Origin of the sequence: Streptomyces sp. NPDC057963 (assembly GCF_042887155.1) — a bacterium.
Classification (GTDB): Bacteria; Actinomycetota; Actinomycetes; order Streptomycetales; family Streptomycetaceae; genus Streptomyces.
On the sequence record NZ_JBHVPX010000020.1, the window covers coordinates 41,274 to 60,226 of the forward strand.

14 protein-coding genes, 1 tRNA gene and 2 pseudogenes are annotated in these 18,953 nt (G+C 67.7%); 9 read left to right on the forward strand and 8 right to left on the reverse strand.

Features of this window, described 5'->3' with window-relative positions; all coding sequences use genetic code 11:
- The first annotated feature begins 23 nt into the window (after positions 1-23).
- The 3 genes and pseudogenes from mgtA to ACFVT1_RS32745 all read left to right on the forward strand — a co-directional run bounded on the left by mgtA (position 24) and on the right by ACFVT1_RS32745 (position 4,197).
- A complete protein-coding gene (gene mgtA / locus ACFVT1_RS32735; protein ID WP_389802087.1) occupies positions 24-2,621 on the forward strand; it encodes a magnesium-translocating P-type ATPase in 2,598 nt (865 codons plus the stop codon).
- 103 nt (positions 2,622-2,724) lie between these two features.
- The gene (locus ACFVT1_RS32740; RefSeq protein WP_389802090.1) at positions 2,725-3,399 is read left to right on the forward strand and encodes a lytic transglycosylase domain-containing protein; all 675 of its coding nucleotides are present in this window, start codon (positions 2,725-2,727) and stop codon (positions 3,397-3,399) included.
- 219 nt (positions 3,400-3,618) lie between these two features.
- A pseudogene (locus ACFVT1_RS32745) lies at positions 3,619-4,197 on the forward strand (TerD family protein).
- A gap of 432 nt (positions 4,198-4,629) precedes the next feature.
- Here ACFVT1_RS32745 and ACFVT1_RS32750 read toward each other — a convergent pair.
- Positions 4,630-6,156, reverse strand: coding sequence for an LCP family protein (locus tag ACFVT1_RS32750; protein WP_389802093.1), 1,527 nt, complete (start codon positions 6,154-6,156; stop codon positions 4,630-4,632).
- Between the two features lie 146 nt (positions 6,157-6,302).
- Between ACFVT1_RS32750 and tatA the strand changes: the two genes are divergently transcribed.
- Complete coding sequence (gene tatA / locus ACFVT1_RS32755) at positions 6,303-6,584, forward strand: Sec-independent protein translocase subunit TatA (RefSeq protein WP_389802095.1); 282 nt, start codon at positions 6,303-6,305, stop codon at positions 6,582-6,584.
- A 19-nt stretch (positions 6,585-6,603) separates the two neighbouring features.
- Here the strand turns inward: tatA and ACFVT1_RS32760 are convergent, their stop codons facing one another.
- Positions 6,604-6,834: a hypothetical protein gene (locus tag ACFVT1_RS32760; RefSeq protein WP_389802098.1), complete on the reverse strand. Its 231-nt coding sequence runs from the start codon at positions 6,832-6,834 to the stop codon at positions 6,604-6,606.
- Between the two features lie 65 nt (positions 6,835-6,899).
- The gene (locus ACFVT1_RS32765; RefSeq protein ID WP_389802101.1) at positions 6,900-7,334 is read right to left on the reverse strand and encodes a sec-independent translocase; all 435 of its coding nucleotides are present in this window, start codon (positions 7,332-7,334) and stop codon (positions 6,900-6,902) included.
- Positions 7,335-7,864: 530 nt separating this feature from the next.
- On the opposite strand from ACFVT1_RS32765, the gene ACFVT1_RS32770 reads away from it, so the two are divergent.
- Positions 7,865-9,205, forward strand: a complete 1,341-nt coding sequence (locus ACFVT1_RS32770) for a hemolysin family protein (protein ID WP_389802104.1) — start codon at positions 7,865-7,867, stop codon at positions 9,203-9,205.
- Positions 9,202-10,221 (forward strand): hemolysin family protein, encoded by a 1,020-nt coding sequence (locus ACFVT1_RS32775; RefSeq protein ID WP_389802107.1) that lies wholly within the window; start codon positions 9,202-9,204, stop codon positions 10,219-10,221. Before ACFVT1_RS32770 ends, ACFVT1_RS32775 begins: the two co-directional genes overlap by 4 nt.
- Positions 10,222-10,489: 268 nt before the next feature.
- Here the strand turns inward: ACFVT1_RS32775 and ACFVT1_RS32780 are convergent, their stop codons facing one another.
- Positions 10,490-10,762, reverse strand: a complete 273-nt coding sequence (locus ACFVT1_RS32780) for a twin-arginine translocase TatA/TatE family subunit (protein ID WP_389802109.1) — start codon at positions 10,760-10,762, stop codon at positions 10,490-10,492.
- A gap of 315 nt (positions 10,763-11,077) precedes the next feature.
- Between ACFVT1_RS32780 and ACFVT1_RS32785 the strand changes: the two genes are divergently transcribed.
- Positions 11,078-11,848: a hypothetical protein gene (locus ACFVT1_RS32785; protein WP_389802112.1), complete on the forward strand. Its 771-nt coding sequence runs from the start codon at positions 11,078-11,080 to the stop codon at positions 11,846-11,848.
- 189 nt (positions 11,849-12,037) lie between these two features.
- Here ACFVT1_RS32785 and ACFVT1_RS32790 read toward each other — a convergent pair whose 3' ends face one another.
- Positions 12,038-12,409 carry a hypothetical protein gene (locus ACFVT1_RS32790; protein WP_389802114.1) on the reverse strand — a complete coding sequence of 124 codons (372 nt, stop codon included), beginning with the start codon at positions 12,407-12,409 and terminating at the stop codon, positions 12,038-12,040.
- Between the two features lie 97 nt (positions 12,410-12,506).
- On the opposite strand from ACFVT1_RS32790, the pseudogene ACFVT1_RS32795 reads away from it, so the two are divergent.
- Positions 12,507-12,731: pseudogene (locus ACFVT1_RS32795) on the forward strand (JmjC domain-containing protein); the annotation flags it as partial.
- A 437-nt stretch (positions 12,732-13,168) separates the two neighbouring features.
- The gene (xerC, locus tag ACFVT1_RS32800; protein ID WP_389802186.1) at positions 13,169-14,731 is read left to right on the forward strand and encodes a tyrosine recombinase XerC; all 1,563 of its coding nucleotides are present in this window, start codon (positions 13,169-13,171) and stop codon (positions 14,729-14,731) included.
- 34 nt (positions 14,732-14,765) lie between these two features.
- Here the strand turns inward: xerC and ACFVT1_RS32805 are convergent.
- The 3 genes from ACFVT1_RS32805 to ACFVT1_RS32815 all read right to left on the reverse strand — a co-directional run bounded on the left by ACFVT1_RS32805 (position 14,766) and on the right by ACFVT1_RS32815 (position 18,922).
- Positions 14,766-14,838 (reverse strand) — tRNA-Lys (locus tag ACFVT1_RS32805).
- Between the two features lie 92 nt (positions 14,839-14,930).
- A complete protein-coding gene (locus tag ACFVT1_RS32810; RefSeq protein ID WP_389802116.1) occupies positions 14,931-16,460 on the reverse strand; it encodes an amino acid permease in 1,530 nt (509 codons plus the stop codon).
- A 221-nt stretch (positions 16,461-16,681) separates the two neighbouring features.
- Entirely contained in the window at positions 16,682-18,922 is a 2,241-nt protein-coding gene (locus tag ACFVT1_RS32815; protein WP_389802119.1) for a DEAD/DEAH box helicase, read from the reverse strand.
- Positions 18,923-18,953 lie beyond the last annotated feature (31 nt).

Below are 18,953 nucleotides of genomic sequence, written 5' to 3' on the forward strand. Positions count from 1 at the left end.
CGATTGCGGGAACGGGCGCGGAGATGCCCGGCCCCGCAATCGCGTCGGCGCCGGAGAGCGGCCCCATCGGTGACGAAGCCATACGCGACCGGACGGCGCCGACCACGCTTGAGGCACTGCGGCGGCTGGACAGCGGGCCGCGCGGGCTGATGGAAGTACAGGCCGAGGAGTATCTGAGCCAGTTCGGCGAGAACATCCCGCCCGACCGGTGGCCGGGTTCTTGGCTCGGGCGTTTTGTGCGCAGTCTGCGGGATCCGTTCACTGCCGTGTTGCTGTGCCTCGCCCTGGTCTCGGCGCTCGTGGCCTCCTGGGGAACCGCAGGCGTGATCATAGTGCTGGTCGTGGTCAGTTGCGTACTGCGTTCGTCCGGCGAGCACCGGGCGGAGGGGGCGATGACGACGTTGCAGGCGTTGGCCGCGACCACGACGACCGTGCTGCGGCGCGCCGACGAGGACGCACCGCCTGTGGCCCGGGAGATCCCGGTCGACCAACTGGTACCGGGAGACGTGATCCGCCTCGGCCCGGGCGACCTGATCCCGGCCGATGTACGGCTCCTGCGGGCCGATGGGTTGAGCCTCTACCAGGCGGCGCTGACCGGAGAGTCGGCACCGATTGCCAAGTACCCCGTTGACGCGCCGCCCCCGGTTGCGGGCGGGATCTTCGAGCAGCCGCAGCTGTGCTTCCAAGGCAGCAGTGTCGCCGCGGGAAGCGGCACCGCAGTGGTCGTGGCGACCGGGGCACGCACCGCTCTGGCTGACAGGTACGAGGAGCGTGGGCACCGCGAGGCGAGCGCCTTCGACCGGTCCGTCCACGGCATCTCCTGGATCCTCATCCGGTTCATGCTGATCACTCCGCCGCTGGTGCTGATGGCCAACGCAGCGCTGTTCGACCGTGGTCTGGAAACCCTGCCGTTCGCGGTTGCGGTGGCGGTCGGTCTGACCCCGGAGATGCTGCCGGTCATCGTCACCACCTGTCTGGCCCGCAGCGCGTCACTTCTCGCCCGCTCTCATGGGGTGATCGTGAAGCGGCTGCCCGCGCTGCACGATCTCGGCGCCGTCGACGTGCTGTGTCTGGACAAGACCGGCACACTCACCCTGGACCGGCCGGTTGTGCAACGCGCTCTCGACGCCCAGGGCAAGGACGCGTCCGAGGTGTTGCACTGGGCCTCCGTCAACGCCTGGTGGACCCTTCAGCTCGCCGACCTGCCCGCGCCGGACGCCTTCGACGAGGCCATCCTGGAAGCGACAGACGTGGACTCGGTGGAACGCTACGACGGCACAGCAGCCATCCCCTTCGACTCGGTACGTCGACTGACGACCGCCGTCGTACGCACCCCCGGACGCCTCGGCGTCCACACCCTGGTGGCCAAGGGCGCAGTCGAATCCGTACTGGAACGCTGCGTGCTGGAGGACCGGGAACGCGAGCGCCTGCTCACGCTCGCAGCCGAACAGGCGGACAGCGGTCTGCGGGTGCTGGCAGTCGCCACCGCCGAACGCCCCGCCCGCACCCGCAACTACGCCCCGGCCGATGAACGTGGTCTGACCTTCCGAGGGTTCGTCACCCTGCGGGACGCGCTCGTACCGACCGCGTCCGACGCCCTCAAGGCCTTCGCCGACCGAGGTATCACCGTCAAGGTCCTCACCGGTGACCACCCCGTTACGGCGGCCCGCGCTTGCCACGACCTGGGCCTCGCCCCCGGAGAGGTACGGACCGCCGACGACATCGAGGCTCTCACCGACGCCGAGCTCACCGAACTCGCCCGCCGAACCACCGTCTTCGCCCGCTGCACACCACAGCACAAGGCCCGCATCACCACCGCCTTGCGCGCCGGCGGACACACCACCGGATTCCTCGGCGACGGCATCAACGACGTGCCCGCGCTGCACGCCGCCGACGTGGGAATCTGCCCGCGCGACGCCGCAGACGTGACCCGGGAAAGCGCGGACGTGGTGCTGGCCGACAAGGACCTCACCTCGATCGACCACGCCATCACCGCAGGCCGGTACTCCAGCGGCAACATCACTACGTATCTGCACACCACGCTTTCCTCCAACCTCGGCAACGTCATCGCGATGCTTACCGCGGGCCTCCTCCTGCCCTTCCTGCCGATGCTCCCCGCACAGGTCCTGGTGCAGAACTTGTGTTTCGACGCCGCTCAGCTCGCCTACGCCTACGACCGTCCGGCACGGAATGCGCTGCGACGGCCCACGGTTCTGTGCCCGCGGGACTTCCTGCGCTTCATCACCGGCTTCGGCGTCCTCAACGCGGCCGCCGACCTGGCCACTTTCGGCGTGCTTACGCTGGCCCTGCACGCGCCGGGGACAGCGGGTGACGAGGCGGTGTTCCACTCCGGCTGGTTCACCGAGAATCTGCTCACCCAGGCTCTGGTGATGCTGCTCCTGCGCCTCGGCAGGCGCGGTGCCGAAGGCCGGGTGTTGGGACCGGTCGGCCGGGCCGCAGCCGTGCTCGCCGCCGCCGGACTTCTTCTGCCGCTGTCCCCGCTCGCCCCCCTGCTCGGTATGGCACCGCTGCCAGGTCTCTATTACCTGTTGCTCGCTGCCGTTCTCGCGCTCTACGCAACTGCACTGAACGTGGCTGGGACACTCTACGAGCGAGCCTGAGCAGCTCATTCGGCAAAGTGCCGTCGCATGACCGCGCTGCTGCGAAGACAAACCTGTCCGCTACGTTCAGGACGAGGAACTGAAGCGCGAAAGGGGTGAGGCAGTGGCGGAATCCCGGGCCCAGTGGCGATGGCTGCCCTTGTTGCTTTTCGGCCTGGCTCTCTATGTCATCGCGCGCGTCGCCGACACTCCGCAGGCCGGCACGCCGCTCCCGGCGGGGTCCGCGGCGGCCTCTTCCTCGCCGTCCGCCGCCGTGAGCCCCTCCGCCTCGGTGGCCGGTTCGCCGTACGACCCCGTCGACTACACCGTGCAGATCCGTGCCCGCGCCCGCCAGGCGGGCATCAGCGCCCAGTTGCTGCTGGCGATCCTTTACAACGAGTCGTACAAGCCGCACGACCCGGATGTGGAGAGGGCCTGGCAGCGGTACAAGCCGAACGCGTCCTTCGGCATCGCGAACATGCACCGCGCCACCTTCGACGAGGTCAAGCAAGGGCGGGACTTCGGCGATCGACGTTGGGATGAACTGCCCGACGACCGGGATCTAGCCATAGAGGCCGAGGCATGGTACTTGCACGACCTGGCAGCCCTACTGCCCGCCCAGTTGTCTGCCTCATACAGTAAGAACGAGCTTCTGGCGCTCGGTTACAACACGGGCGCGGGTAACATGCTGGCCTTCGCACACGGCGCGACGCCAGGCAGTCAGGCCCAGTCGTACCTCGACAGGCTCCACGCCAACTGGTCCAAGGCTGGAGCAGTCATCGCCCGTAGGCCCCACTGACGATCGTTGGCGGGCCCGGAGCCGGACACATGTCTTCTGCGCTGCCAGGAGGGCAATACCTGTGCCATGGGGGCGGATTTCGCGGTGGCATCGTGGTCCAGTGCCCACACGTGAAGCAATGAGACGAGACGGTGACCGGAAGGCCGGGCGTGGAGAAGTCCGAAAGCTCCAGGCACACTCTGGGTGTCGCAGTCCCGTCGCCAAAAAGTTGATCCACACATGATTACGCTCAAGAAGGAAGACGGTCCGGCAGATCTGGACGGGGTGACCCATCTGTCCATCGGAGTGTCCTGGGACCCCACCGCCGGCAGCAGCGGCGGAGTGATGGGGATGCTCCGCCGCAAGTCCGGAACCGACCTCGACCTGATAGCCGTCGCGATGTAGGGCGGAGACCCGGTGCGCCTCGCCGGTCTCGACTCCCTCGACCCGATGGGCAACGGCTCGCTGGTGCACAGCGGCGACAACCAGACCGAACACGGGGACGACGAAACGGTGACCGTCGAGTTCGCGCGGATCCCGTCCCACATCACGTCGATCGTGTTCGTCGCCGCCGCCTACAAGAAGGGGAGTTCCTTCCAGAAGGCACGCAACATCAGTTTCAAGGTGTACGACGCGACCGGGGGCACCTCCCAGCAGGTCGCCGACATCTGGCCGAGCCTGCTCACCCAGGACAACGGTTGCGCCGTGGCCAAGGCCATTCGCGTGGGCGACGGCTGGAAGCTCGAAGTGATCAACACTACGGGCAAGATCAAGCAGGGTAACGAGCACGCTCTGATGCGCTTCGCCGTCAGTAAGTAGTTATGTGATTATGCAGAGTTCGCCGGGAGTGCCGGTGTGGACACGTCGGGTGCGCTGGCGGCGCCTCCTGGGGCAGGCACACGGCAGTCACGAGCCGCTGGTTCACTCGAGTCCGGCGAGGCCGTGGTCCCGCCACACTCCCTGGACGCCACCGACGCCCAGGTCCGGGGACACCGGCGCCCTGAACGGCCTGGGGGAAAGCGGTCACGGTCCGGATCGTCGGTGAGGTCTTCGACACCCGCGAACAACGGCATGGCGCTCTTCGCCGACGCGGTAACACTGACGGCCGCCGATCCGGACCTGGAGGACACCGACTGGCACATCCCTGAATGTGCTGTCCGCGCCCTTCCCCCCGCACGGTTCTGGATCAGAATGGCCGATCCCCGGATGCCGCCTCCTTGGACGGTGTGTGCATCCGCTGGCCGGGCGGCCCTACCCGTACGACAGGTTGGAGCACAGGTCGTCATCGGCCGAGCGAGCGTCGTCGGCCACGACCGTGGGAACCCCGGTTGCCTCGGCCGAGGGGCCCTCGGCCGCGTAGGGCCGGCCCAGGGTCACGCTGATGCCCGTGCTGGACGCCGACTGCAACTGGGCACCGGGGAAGAGCCCGGCGACGCTCTGGGCCTGGTTCTTCTCCCCCGGCCCGTACTCGATCACGGTGTCAGCGTGGTCCTGGGTGCTCGCGTTCGCCGTACCGGTGACGGTGAAGCCGTGGTCGGTAAGAGTGGCCGCGGCACGCGCGGCAAGTCCTCTGGTGGTAGTGCCGTTGTAGACCGCGACGTCGACGCCGTCCCCGGAAGGGGGCTCGTCGGCGCTCGGCGCGGCGGAGGTCGTCGCCGCACCCTTCTTGCCACTGGCGTCCTTGCCGTCGATGGTCCGGTCGGCCTTCAGCGCGGCCCAGAGTGCGTCGGTGTCCGGCTGGACGATCGCAACGCGAGCACCCTCGTATCGCCAGGGGATGGTGACGAACTTGGTGTTGTGCAGGTCGATGTCCCTCAGGGACATCGCGAAGGAGATCAGTTTGTCGGCCGAGCCGAGACCGGGGTCGACCGTCATCGACTTGGTGGCGGCGTCGGCGAGCGGCAGCAGCTTGGTAGGAGTGAGGCCGTCGCTCTTCACCCTCGTGATGAGACTGGCCACGAACGCCTGTTGGCGCTTGATACGGCCTATGTCGGAGCCGTCGCCGATGCCGTGCCGGATGCGTACGTAGTCCAGAGCCTTCTGGCCGGCGACTGTCTGTTCCCCCTTACTGAAGAGGAGTCTTCCCTGGGTGCTGCGGTTGGGGTTGAGGTCCTTCTGATGGATGTCCTGTGGCAGGCACACCTTCACCCCGCCGACCACGTCCGTCAGCTCGGCAAAGCCCTTGAAGTCGACGACCACTGTGTGATCCACGCGCAACCCGGTGAGCTCCTCGACGGTGTTCTGGGTGCATGCGGGACTGCCGTTGGCTGTCTGCCCCACGGAGTAGGCCGCGTTGAACATGGTGTTGGTCCGCTTCTTGGTCCAGGAGCCGTCCGGCAGTTTGCAGGGCGGGATGGTGACCAGAGTGTCGCGCGGAATGGATACGGCGACGGCGTGCTGGCGGTCGGCGTAGACGTGCAGCAGGAAGGCGGTGTCGGAGCGACCGATGTCGCCCTTGTCTCCGCCGCCCAGCGCGCTGTTGCCGCCAGTGCGCGCGTCCGATCCGATGACGAGGACGTTCTCGCCCTTCGCTGCTTTGGGGCGGTCGCCGGAAATGCCGTCTGCGCTGAAGGTGTCGATGTTGCCGTTCAGTTTGAGGAAGATCCAGCCTAGCCCGGCTGCGCCGAGCACGAATATGGACAGCGCTATAACGAGGGTGATCCGCAGACGACTTCGTCTGCGACGCCGCCCTGTGCGGACGTTGTGATTTCCGCCGCCCCGCGGCTCAGGCGCCGTGTGCCTGCGTCGCGGTGGAGCCGCCGAGTGGCTGGTTGTCATGCGTACGCCCTCATCCGTCTGCCTCATACGAAGGGGACGTCCGGCCCCACTGCAAGGTTGTACAGTTGCGCAACATAGCAAGCGTTGCAGGTGGTGCGGTGCGCCCGGCATCCACCTCTGCCGGATGAAGGGAATGGGTGGGTGGGATGTTCCACAACGGACTGGCGCCCTGGCACCTGCTGATCGTCGCGATCGTGGTCATCGTGCTGTTCGGCTCGAAGAAGATGCCAGAGGCCGCCCGGTCCCTGGGTAAGTCGATGCGCATCCTCAAGAGTGAGGCCAAGGCCATGAAGCAGGACGGCGCCGCAGAGCCCTCTACCACTCCCTCAGACGGCACCTCGACACAGGAGGCGCCGCGTACTATTCGGGCGGCACCGGGCGATGCCGCGTCGGCCCGTTTCGTCGCGGAGAGCGACACTGCCCGCTGAGCCGTGCGCAACACGACCATTAGGGACTGGCCCCGTCGAAGCCGTACCGCAGCGGCTCACTCTTCACCCGCAAGTCGCGACGGTAGATATACAGCGCCTCCGCGCGCACTCCGTTCGACGGGGCTTCCAGCTTGCAGGGGCAGGTCACCTGGATCGTCCGCGGCCGGTCGGCGACCCGCATCCGCAGCCCGTCTGCGGGACCCCCGAAAAGTACCGCCGCTTCCCACCCCGCCGGGCTTCCTCTGTCCATGGCGACAGTTTAAGCATTGCGCAACCTTTGAAGTGAAATGAGTTGGGTCACGGCGGAGCGCGGCATCACGTGGCGTCGGGGTAGTCAATCGGCGCTCGGGCCGCCGATTCCACCCCGGGTTCCTTCGCCAGGTTCACCCGCACCGGTGTGGCCGCGCGCTCCGAAGGGGAATCTCCTGTCGAGCGGACCGCATCGACGACCTCCGTCAACTCCTCCCTCGGGTCAAGGGCGTCGCGGATCTCGTGGAGCCCGAGTCCGTCGCCGTCGAGTACGTGTTTGCGTATGAACGCCTTCGGATGGAGATCCTCGAACTCGAAGTCATTGAACTCAGGGCCCAGTTCGGAGCGGATCTGCTGCTTCGCATCCTCGGAAAACTCGCGGAACTTCCGGATGAGTGCCGTCACGTTCTGGATGGCCTCGGGCAGTCTGTCCGGCCCGAACAGAAGGACGGCGAGAACTGCCAGCGTTGCGAGCTCCAAGGGCCCCACATCGGAGAACATCTGAGACCTTCCTCCTTCGCGTCACATGACCGGTCACCATCGGAGCGGCTCCGGCACCAAACACTTTAGAGGTTGCGCAAGCGTATGGACTGTCGCAGTAGGCTCCGTGTTGAGACTCAGCGACAGCCCGGAGTGGGGAGGGGGATCCGTGGGAGCTTCTCTGTCCGAGGGGGGTAAGGCGTCTCTGAGTAAAGAGACGCCGGGCCTGATGGCGGTGCCGGTGGGGCTGTGCGCCCCGGCCGGCACAGCGGATCCTTCGGTGTGTGATGGAGCCGAGGACAGAGTGGGCCCTCCAGCGGAACAGGACCCGCCTGGCCGGCGGACCGGGCTCGGCTGCGTGTTGATAGTGGGCCCGGACCGGCGCTCCGCCACGACCTCGGGAACCACGGACGTTGCCGGAATCGTTTCTTCAGTTCCACTGCCAGCAGAGGAGTACCGACGTTGTCCGCCAGATCGACGGACCTCTCGGGGCATAGTCCCCGATCATCCAGCCAGTTTCCCGATCACGGCACGTGGCAGGGTGGTGTTCGATGAGTGCCGCACTCGGCCTGCTGGCCGTCTTCGTTCTGACCGCCGGCACCGGCTATTTCGTCGCTCAGGAGTTCGCTTACGTTTCTGCCGATCGCCTCACCCTCGCACGCGAGGCCGAGGCAGGGGACCGTCGGGCCGCGCGCGCCCTGCAAGTGCTGGAACGGCTGTCCTTCATGCTGTCCGGTGCCCAGCTCGGTATCACGGTGACTGGTCTCGTGGTCGGATTCATCGCCGAGCCGTCCGTCTCCGCGCTGCTCAATCCCGCGCTGTCCGGCATCGGGATCCCCGACGGCGCGGTTGCCGGCATCTCCGTGGCTCTCGCCTTTGTGCTGGCCACCGTCGTGCAGATGGTGCTCGGAGAGCTGGCCCCGAAAAACCTCGCGATTGCTGTGCCCGAACGGCTGGCGAAGACGCTGGCCGCCTCCACTCTCGCGTACTTGAAGGTCGTCGGGCCCATCGTGAGGATCTTCGACGGCGCGGCAAACCGGCTGGTGCGCAAGGTCGGCATCGAGCCGGTCGAGGAACTGCACCATGGCGCGACCCTGGAGGAGCTGGGGCATCTGATCGGTGAGTCGCACAAGCAGGGCAAACTGCCCAGGGACACTGCCGTACTGCTGGACCACGCGCTGGAGTTCTCCGAGCGGACCCTGGACGAGGTGATGGTGCCGCGCGCGGACGCCGTCTTTGTCCGCAAAGACGCATCCGCGGCCGAAGTGGTCGACGTCATCGCACAGCACGGCCACTCCACCTATCCGGTCCTCGGTGACCACCCCGATGACCTCACGGGCGTACTAGGCGTGCGCGAGCTGATGCGGCTGCCCGCCGACCGGTTGACGGCTACGACCGCTGGTGCCCTAGTCCGGCAGCCTTTGTTGCTGCCCGACACTCTGCCCCTTCCGGATGCGGTCGGCCAGATGCGGGAGCAGGGCGACGAATTCGCCGTAGTTCTGGACGAGCACGGCGGTGTGGCCGGCATCGTCACCTACGAGGACATTGCCGAGGAGTTGGTCGGGGACATCGCCGACGAGTCCGACAACGTCACCGAACTCGCCGTCGCGGACGGCGAGGGCTGGCTGGTGGACGCCGGGCGCCGTCTCGACGAGGTTGCCGAGGCCACCGGAATCGAGCTGCCCGAGGGGGACGACTACGACACCGTGGCCGGTTTGACTGTCGACCGGCTGGGCCGTTTTCCCGCCGTCGGTGATTGCCTCACCGTTGAGCTGCCCGGCGGAAGGCGGGTGGCCGTCGACGTGCTCACGCTCGACCGACATGTTCCCGAGCGGGTCCGCCTCGCAGCGCAGCCCTGTATCAGTACGTCGCGTGAGGAGGAGCAGGCATGAGTTTCCCGATGGCACTGCTCGTCACTGTGCTGCTGCTCATCGGCAGTGGTTTCTTCGTAGCTGCCGAGTTCGCCCTGGTGGCAGCCAAACGACACCGAATGGAGCAGGCCGCAGCCGAAGGACAGCGCGGTGCCAAGGCCGCGCTCGCCGGGATGCGCGAACTGTCCCTGATGCTCGCCGGCGCCCAGCTCGGCATCACCGTGTGCACCCTGGGCCTGGGCTCGGTATCCAAACCCGCCATCTCGCACGAACTCGACCCGCTGCTGCACACGCTGGGCCTGCCCAGTGGTCTCAGCTACGGCATCTCGTTCGCCGCCGCCATGATCGCTGTGGTGTTCCTGCACATGGTGGTGGGCGAGATGGCCCCGAAGTCATGGGCCATCGCGCACCCCGAGCGCTCCGCGATGCTGCTCTCGCCGCCCTTCCGGGCGCTGGTGAAGGCTGTGCGCCCGCTCATCTGGCTGCTGAACAGGGTGAGCAACAGCCTGGTCCGGTTGTGCAAGGTCACCCCGCGCGACGAGTTCGCCCCGGTCCACAATCGCGAACAGCTCACCCAGCTGTTCGAGGAGTCCGGACGGCTCGGCCTCATCAGTGAGGCCGATTCGGAACTGCTCACCAGTTCGCTCACCGAGCCGCACAACCCGGTCGGCGACCTCCAGGTGCCTGCCGCGCAGATCACCTCGGTGCCCGCCGAGGCCGACGTGGACGCGATCCTCGCAACGGCATCCGAGCACGGCCGCAACCGCCTGCTGGTCCGCGACGGCGCCCTCGTCATCGGGTCCGTGCATGCGCGCGATGCACTCATCGCCCGCACCCGAGGACGGTTGGTCACTGCCCGCGAACTGGCCCGCCCCGTGCCGGAGCTGACTGAGCAGGACACGGTAGGTCACGCCATCGAGCAGCTTCGTCAGCGCCGCGCGTCGCTCGCCCTCGTCCGCGACGACACCGGCAGTTTCACCGGCATGGTTGTCCTCGATGACCTGCTGGCCCGGCTGCTTCACCCGCAGGGGACATAGCGGCGGCCCGCCAGTCGAGGGTCCCGGTCGGCCCGGGGTGTTCGTGGCAATCCCCGCCACCGCGCCCTACGGCCACGCCATCTCCGGTGCGGTAATGGTACGGCGGTCTATGCCGTACCAGGAGGGGAAGATGTGGATGCCTGCCCGCCGACAGCCCGGGGGCCATGTCCGTGAGGAGTGGTTGGAGCCATGGACAACGATCGGCAGCCCGATGACTGTCGGCACCTGATGGCGCGTTACGGTGCCGACGTCCTCGGGCGGGGCCGGTTCAGGGACGCGGAGAGCGCTCGGCACCGTCGACGACGGTGTCGGACACAACACTGCCTCTCGACGCCGTTGACTCCCCGGAGCCCTGCTCTTTGAGAGCTTTGGCCTCGCTCTTGAAGATCCGGGCCTCCTTGCCTGCCGAACGCGTCAGCTCGGGCAGTTTTTGATCCCCAGGACCACGATGACGACGAGGATTACGGCCAGCTCGCCCAAGCCGAACATCAGGTCTGCTCTCTCCCGGGGCGGGCAGGCGTCTGTACTGCGTACCGGACACGCGCCACAATCTTCAGCGCTGAAGAAGCCTCTCCCAGAATATGGCCGCTCTACAAACCCGCCTTCGCGGTCCACGCCCCAAGAAGGGATCGCGTCAGGACAGCCACTCTCGTCTGAGATGTCTGACGATGCTTCACGGTCAACAGATTCCCCTGTGGTGGACTGCGGCATCAATGGTTGCCCACTTGCGTAAGTTGCAAGTCTCCCGAGGTCCAGCTCGGGCCAGGTGTCCGCATGGGCATGCTTTAGGGATTGCGCAAGCCGGGAACCATCGCTGAAGACGCGTTGAGTGCATTCCAACGACTGAGGGGGACTCGTGGACCATCCGGATCACCTACGGGCAGAAGACCTGCTCGTATTCGAGCGACTCCTGGACCACGCCCTGAACTCCACTGCGTTCCAGGAGGAGAGGCGTCATACTCCCAAAGCTCTCAACAGCGAACAACTGCGTACCCAGGCACTTGGCGCGCGCATCGCCATCGCCACCTCGGCTGCTTCTGAGTACCGCGTGTATCGCCAGCTGCTCGCTGCCTCGGCCTCGTCGGGCATGGCGCGTTTGCACACACAGCGCGAGTCCGATGACGCGGCGGTCAACGGCAGCGGCATGCTGCACGCAGTGGCTGTATTGATTCCGGGACTCTCTGCCACGGCTGCTGCGGTCTTCGGCCTGATCGGCTTCGGATTTCGTGCCGTTGACGCACACTCACACCTCGCTGACGTCATGCTCCTCGCCGCAATGACTGCGGCAGGGGTTGCGGCAGTGACGCTGCTGACCGGCCTCGTCTGGCTACTGGTGGCAGCGACGCGTAATCGCTCGACGGCTGGCGACACAGATTCCGATGTGGACCGCGCAAACAACGCATGGCAGGAAGCGTTGCTCGAACGTGGCATCTTGCCCTTCTTGCGCAACTCGCTTCGAGCTGCGCGCCCCGGCGACCTCGACCAGCCGGATGCGACAGCCACGTCACGTGCGACAGACTGCGCGAAGGGGGGTTCTGAGCCGAGACGGGGACCAGCATTCAGCGCTCCCGACTATTCGAGCCCCGACTTCTCGGGGCCTGACTTCACTGGCCCCGAACTGCCCTGAGCAAACTGATCGCACTGGGACGAAGTCAGGTCTGCCGCTCATCGCGCCGCGCCGGTTCCTGCGAGATGCGCCCTCCTCTTGGGCTGGCAGGAGAGAGCCAGGATCCCGTTGTCTGCGCAGACGGTGAACGCCGGGCCAGGCTCGGCTGCGAACCGGAAGAGGTCGGTCTTCCAGGTATGAGTGCAGCAGTCATGGAGTCGCCTGCATCGGCCGTGATACCTGGCCGCCCATGCTGACCAAAGCCCTGCCTGATTCGTATGCGGTCCAGGCAGGGAGCGCGGTGCGACACTCTGCCTTTTCCTTCCACCAGGGCCACTCCTCGACTGGGACGACCTCAACGAGATCATCGCCCGACACCGCCTGGAACCACCGCGACTCCGTCTCTCCGCCGACGGCGTGGTCGTTCCCCTCGACGCCTACACCGTGCGTGAAGTGGCCAGGCGCCGAACCGTGTGGCATCGAATCCACCCCGCCTCCCTGCACGAACAGCTCGCCCAGGGCGCCACCATGGTGATCGACGCATTCGATGAACTGCACCCAGGCGTACACGGCCTTGCCCATGCTCTTGAGGCCAGGCTCCGCTCAAAGGTCCAGGTGAACCTGTACGCCTCTTGGAAGCCGCGCGAGGGCTTCGGGGTGCACTGGGGACGACCACGACGTGGTCGTCGTCCAGGTCGACGGCCGGAAACGCTGGAAGACCTACGGACCGACCCGCGTCGCCCCCATGTACCGCGACGTGACCGAAACCGCCCCGCCGCCCGACGAGCCCGTCGCAGAGTTCGTCCTCACACCAAGGGACATCCTTTACCTGCCCCGTGGCTGGTGGCACGCCGTCTCTGCCTCCGAGGGACAGCGGTCGCTCCACCTGACGTGCGGGCTCAGCTCCACAACCGGCGTCGACCTCGTGTCCTGGGTTCTGGACACTCCGCGAGCAGAACAGATAGTCAGGGCGGACCTCCCCCATTTCGGTTCCGCCGATCAGAAGCAGCATGTCGTTGACCAGCTGCGCGATCTGCTCGTCAAAGAAATGGCCGACGGAAGCCTGATTGATCGCTACTTCCAGCACCGGGACGCGGACGAGCCTGTACGGTTCGCCCTTCGTGGACGCAGTGCCGGCGGACCCCGGCGTCAGGGCGCGGATGCTCACCGCACGCCACACGCTCAGTACGACGGACGACGGCAACGCCGTTCTGACGGCAGGCGGCGAGTCCTGGACCTTCGCAGCACCCGCACTGCCCTTGCTGAAGCGCCTCGCCGACCGATCGGAACACCCGCTCGCCGACCTCGTCAGCGACACCGAACTCACTCTGGAGCAGGCGGCTGCCGTTCGGCAAGAAGTGCCCCAAGCTCACCAGCCGGAAGCACGGCTCCTACTCCATACGCCAGGAACTCCCACCCCGCGAGGACGGCACCCGCCGCTCCTTCAACCGCGCCGGCTACGAGACGCTGAAGGCCGCGCAGTCCGACCTGGACCACGTACGGGCCCTTATCTCCATCGCCGATTCCGACGACGAGCACGACCTGGCCCGCATCGCGGCCCTGCTCGAACAGGTCGCGGACGAGAAAGCTCCGCTGCCCGACGTCGAAGACACCCGAAGGCGCTTCAGGGCGGGCCTGGACCTGATCGGCCGACGAACCGTGGGCGAATGGCTCGACCAGTGGCTTCTTTCGAAGAAGTCACGCACGACGACGCTCAACGGGTACGCCTCGCACATACGCGTGCACCTGAAGCCGCGCATCGGCCATGTCCGCCTCGACCGTCTCAATGTCGGCCACCTGGTGGAGATGTACGACGGCATAGCCGACGCCAACGAGGTGATCCAGGCGGAGAACCTCGAACGCCGCGAGCAGATCGCCAGGTGTAAGCCCAGCAAGGCCGGTCGCCCCATCGCAGCCGAGCGGGCGCGGCTCGCCGTCGAGCGGGAAAAACTCGCCGAGATGAAGCCTTTCCGGAAGATCACCGGCCCAGCGACGCAGCAGAGCATCCGGCGCACGCTGCGAGCGGCTCTGAACGCGGCGATCGCCCAGCAGTACATCACCTTCAACCCGGCCTCCCACATCGAGCTGGAATCCGGCAAACGCCCGAAGCCCCTGCTCTGGACGACCCAGCGGGTGGAGCGCTGGCGTGCTACCGGTGAGCTGCCGTCACCGGTGATGGTCTGGACGCCGGCGCAGTTCGGCACGTTCCTGGACGCGGCCGAATCCGATCGGCTCTACGCCCTCTTCCACCTCGTCGGCACCCGTGGCCTTCGCAGGGGCGAGGCCGTTGGCCAGAGCTGGACCGACGTCGACCTGAACGCCGGCCTCATCACCCCGGCCAAGGAAATCGTCGTCGACGGCTGGGACACCTACGAGTCCGCCCCCAAGACCGACGGCAGCGCCAGCACGATCGCGTTGGACAGCATCAACGTCGCTCTTCTGCGCGAGCACCACAAGGCGATGCTGAGCGCCCGGGAGAAGTGGGGCGACGCCTGGAACGAGACCGGCAAGGTCTTCACCCGCGAGGACGGATCCTGGCTGCACCTGGAGACGGTCTCCGAGACGTTCCGCCGCATCCTCGCCGCCACCGACCTGCCGCCGATCACCCTGCGCGACCTGCGTCACGTCGCGGCCGCTCTCACCCACGGCGGGGGTGGTGACCTCCATACGTTCAAGGAGACCCTGCGCCACTCCACGATCACGCTCACGTCGGACACGTACACGAGCCTGCTGCCCGAGATCGACAAAGCCGCGGCAGAAGCCGCCGCCGCGCTGGTGCCACGTGCCCGTAAGGCCCCCTCCGTAGCCCCTGCTGTCGGACCGTCCGCTCACGCATCGCTCACGCACGAGGCCGGAGAAGACGAAGCGCCCCGACCGGATGAAACCGATCGAGGCGCTAAGTAGCAGGTCAGAGGGGGTTTCCCCGCGCTGCTGGCGGTAGGCCGTGTGGGACTCGAACCCACAACCAACGGATTAAAAGTCCGCTGCTCTGCCAATTGAGCTAACGGCCCTCGGCGAATCACCCCTGAGCATAGCCCGCCGGGGCCCGGCCGCCGATCGGGTATCGGTTACCGGGCCCTGTCGCGGGGGATCCGCGGTGGAATCACGGGGTGCGGGCGGGGTCCTCCGCGGGGGTCGTGCGCTGGTGATCCGGTGTGAGGAACCAGTGCCTCGCCGACACCAGCCACCACGTCGTCGCGAACCCCAGGACCACCAGGACCGCGACCGGGGCGTAGTTGAACGTCTCCCAGGTGACCGGCGAGAGCTGCGGCAGCATGAAGAGCACCGTGATGATCAGGACCCAGGTCACCGCGACGATGCCGATCGGGCGGGACCAGCGGCCCAGGTGCCAGGGGCCCGGGGTGAAGTCGTCGCCCCGGAGCAGCCGGAGCAGGGTGGGGATGACGTAGGCGATGTACAGGCCGATCACCGCGATCGAGGTCACCGCCGCGTACGCCGTGACGTTGATCAGATACGGGAGGCCCAGGGCCAGGGCGCCGATGGCTGCGAGCCAGACCGCGGCGACGGGGGTGCGGGTCCGGGGGCTGACCGTGTGCCAGACGCGGGACCAGGGCAGGGCCCCGTCGCGCGAGAAGGCGTAGATCATACGGCTGTTGGCCGTGACGGACGCCATGCCGCAGAAGAGTTGGGCGCCGATCACGACCAGCAGCAGGAGCTTGCCGGTGGTGGCGCCGAGGGCGTCCAGGAGGATCTGGGCGGGCGGGACGTCGGTCGGGGAGTTCAGCGCGCCGTCGTACGACTGGATGGCGAACGTGAAGCCGAGGAGCAGGACGAAGCCGGCGATCCAGGAGGTCCAGATGGACTGGACGATGCCGCGCGGGCCCGCCGTGGCCGCGTCGTGGGTCTCCTCCGTCATGTGGGCGGAGGCGTCGTAGCCGGTGAAGGTGTACTGGGCCATCAGCAGGCCGATCATCACGACGTAGAAGCCGCTCCCCCAGCCGGTGTTGTTCACGAACTCGGTGAAGACGAACGACGCGGACTGGTGCGAGTCGGGTACGAAGGTCAGGGCGCCGACGATGACGGCGACGCCGATCACGTGCCACCACACGCTCACGCTGTTCAGGATCGCGACGATCCGGACACCGAAGGTGTTGAGCAGGCCGTGCAGCAGCAGGATCGCGGCGAAGAGCAGGATCGTACGGGTGGGGGTGACCTCGAAGTCGAACTGGAGGTTCAGGTACGCGCCGAGGAACGACGCCGCCCCGAAGTCGATTCCGGCCGTCACGGCGACCTGGCCGAGGACGTTGAACCAGCCCGTGAACCAGGCCCAGGCCGCCGCCGAGCGCGGCGGGGCCAGCCGGTGGGCCCAGAAGTAGAGGCCGGCGGAGGTCGGGTACGCCGAACAGATCTCGGCCATCGCCAGGCCGACGAACAGCGTCATCAGGCCGACGCCGACCCAGCCCCACGTCATGACGGCGGGACCTCCGGTGTTCATGCCGAAGAGGTAGAGCGTCAGGCAGCCCGAGAGCACCGAGATGATCGTGAACGAGACGGCGTAGTTGGAGAATGCCGACATCCGGCGGGCGAGTACCTGGGTGTACCCGAGCTCGGCGAGCCTCGCCTCGTCGGATCCGGGCGAACTCGGAGGTGGTGCGGGGGAGTTGATTGTCATGCCCCCAGCGATTCCCCCACCGGGGGCCGGGCATGTGCCGGATCCCGTCCCAAATGACGGCTCCTTGCCCTGACACGGCCCGCAGGAGGTGCCCGCACAGCCGCGAAGAAGAGCGGGCCCGTCCGCAACGCAGAACGGGCCCGTCCGCAAAAAAGAGCGGGCCCGTCCGTGAAGGACGGGCCCGCTCTCAACAGACCCTCAGCAGGCCCTGGTCACCGCGCTCAGCCGTTGCGCTTCCAGCGCGGCTTGTCGTCGCGGCGGCCGAAGGAGCCGGTGTTGGTGCCGGTGCTGCGGTGGTCGTCGCGGCGGCCGGTCGGACGGTCGCTGCTGCCGGAGCGGAAGCCACCGGACGGACGGTCGTCACGACGGTCGCGGTTGAACGGACGGTCGCTGCCGCCGGAGCGGAAGCCGCCCGAGGGCCGGTCGTCACGACGGTCGCGGTTGAACGAGGGGCGGTCGTTGTCGCGGCGGTCGAAGGAACGGCCGCCACGGTCGCCCCCGCGGTCGTCACGGCGGTCGTTGGAGCGGAAGCCGCCCGAGGGGCGGTCGTCCCGACGGTCGCGGTTGAACGACGGACGGTCGTTGTCACGGCGGAAGCCACCCGACGGACGGTCGTCACGACGCTGGAAACCACGGTCGCCCCCGCGGTCGTCCCGACGGTCGCGGTTGAACGACGGACGGTCGTTGTCGCGGCGGAAGCCACCCGACGAGCGGTCGTCACGACGCTGGAAACCACGGTCGCCACCGCGGTCGTCACGACGGTCGTTGCCACCGCGGTAGCCGCCGCGGTCGCCACCGCGGTTGTCCCGGCGGTCGAAGTTGCCGCGGTCGTCGCGACGGTCGTCACGGGCGGCGGGCTGCTCCGGTACGGAGGCGGCGGCCTCGACGGCGGCCTCCGCCTCGGCGGCGGCCTCGGCCACCGCTGCCTCGGGATCGTCGCCCCGCTCGCGCGCGGCACGGGCGACGAGGCGGTCGGCCTCCTCGCGCAGCTCACCGGCACGGCGCTGGACGCGCTCCAGCTGCTTGGTCAGGTCGGCGACCTCGCGCTCGGCCTGCTTGGCGGCGTTGTTCGCGGAGTCGGCCTGGACCTCGGTCAGCGAACGGGCGCCGGTGATCTCGGCGACCTCCGGGTCGAAGGCGCCCGCGCCGCCCACGATGTGACGCGACGCGTCGACGCCCGCGTCCTCCATGAGGCGGAAGATCTGACGGCGCTGGTGCGGCAGCGCCAGCGAGACGACGACACCGGACTTGCCGGCACGGGCGGTACGGCCCGAGCGGTGCAGGTAGTCCTTGTGGTCGCCGGCCGGGTCCACGTTCAGCACCAGGTCGATGCCGTCGACGTGGATGCCGCGGGCGGCGACGTCGGTCGCGACGAGCGCGTTGACGTAACCGTCCTTGAAGTCGGCGAGCACCCGGGTACGGGCGCCCTGCGTCATGCCGCCGTGGAGTGCGTCCGCCTTGACGCCCGCCTCGACGAGCTGCTCGGCGATGCGGTCGGCGCCCAGCTGGGTGCGGACGAAGATGATGGTGCGGCCCTTGCGGGCGGCGATGGCGGAGGTGACCGGCGCCTTGTCCTTCGGCTTCACGACGAGGACGTGGTGCGTCATGGTCGTGACGTTGCCCTGGGCGCTGTCGACCTCGTGGCTCACCGGGTTGTTCAGGTAGCGCTTGACCAGCGTGCCGATCTCGTTCTCCATCGTGGCGGAGAAGAGCATGCGCTGACCGCCGACCGGAACCTGGTCGAGCAGCTCGGTGACCTCGGGCAGGAAGCCCAGGTCGGACATCTGGTCGGCCTCGTCGAGGACGGCGACCTGGACGTTCTCCAGGGAGCAGGCGCCCCGGTTGATGATGTCGCGCAGCCGGCCCGGGGTGGCGACGAGGATGTCGACACCGCGCTCCAGCGCGTAGATCTGGTTGCCCATCGACGTACCGCCGCAGACGACCTTCATCTTCAGGCCGAGCACGTCGCCGTACGGCTGCAGCGCGTCCGCGACCTGCATCGCGAGCTCACGGGTCGGGGTGAGGATGACCGCGCGGGGCTTCTTCTTCTCGGTGTGGCCGCCGGCCAGCGTGGCCAGGGTCGGCAGACCGAAGGAGAGGGTCTTGCCGGAGCCGGTACGGCCGCGGCCCAGGATGTCCTTGCCGGCCAGGGCGTCCGGGATGGTCGCGGCCTGGATCGGGAAGGGTGCGGTCACACCGTTCTGCGCGAGCTTGCGGACGATGCCCTCGGGCAGGCCCAGGTCGGCGAAGGTGACGGACGGCTCGGCGTCCGCGTCGTCGTCCGCGTCGACGACGGCGGAGTCGGTGCGGGCGTCGGAGTCGGTACCGGCCTGCTCGGCCCGGGGCGCGTCGGCCTCGGCGGAGGCGGCGGACTCGGCGACGACGGCCTCTGCGGCCTCGATGAGCTCGTCGTTCTCGACGTTCTCGGGCATGACGGTGTGGTCAGAACTGGAAATTGACATGCGAAATGCGAAACCTTCCGGAGTCTCGGCA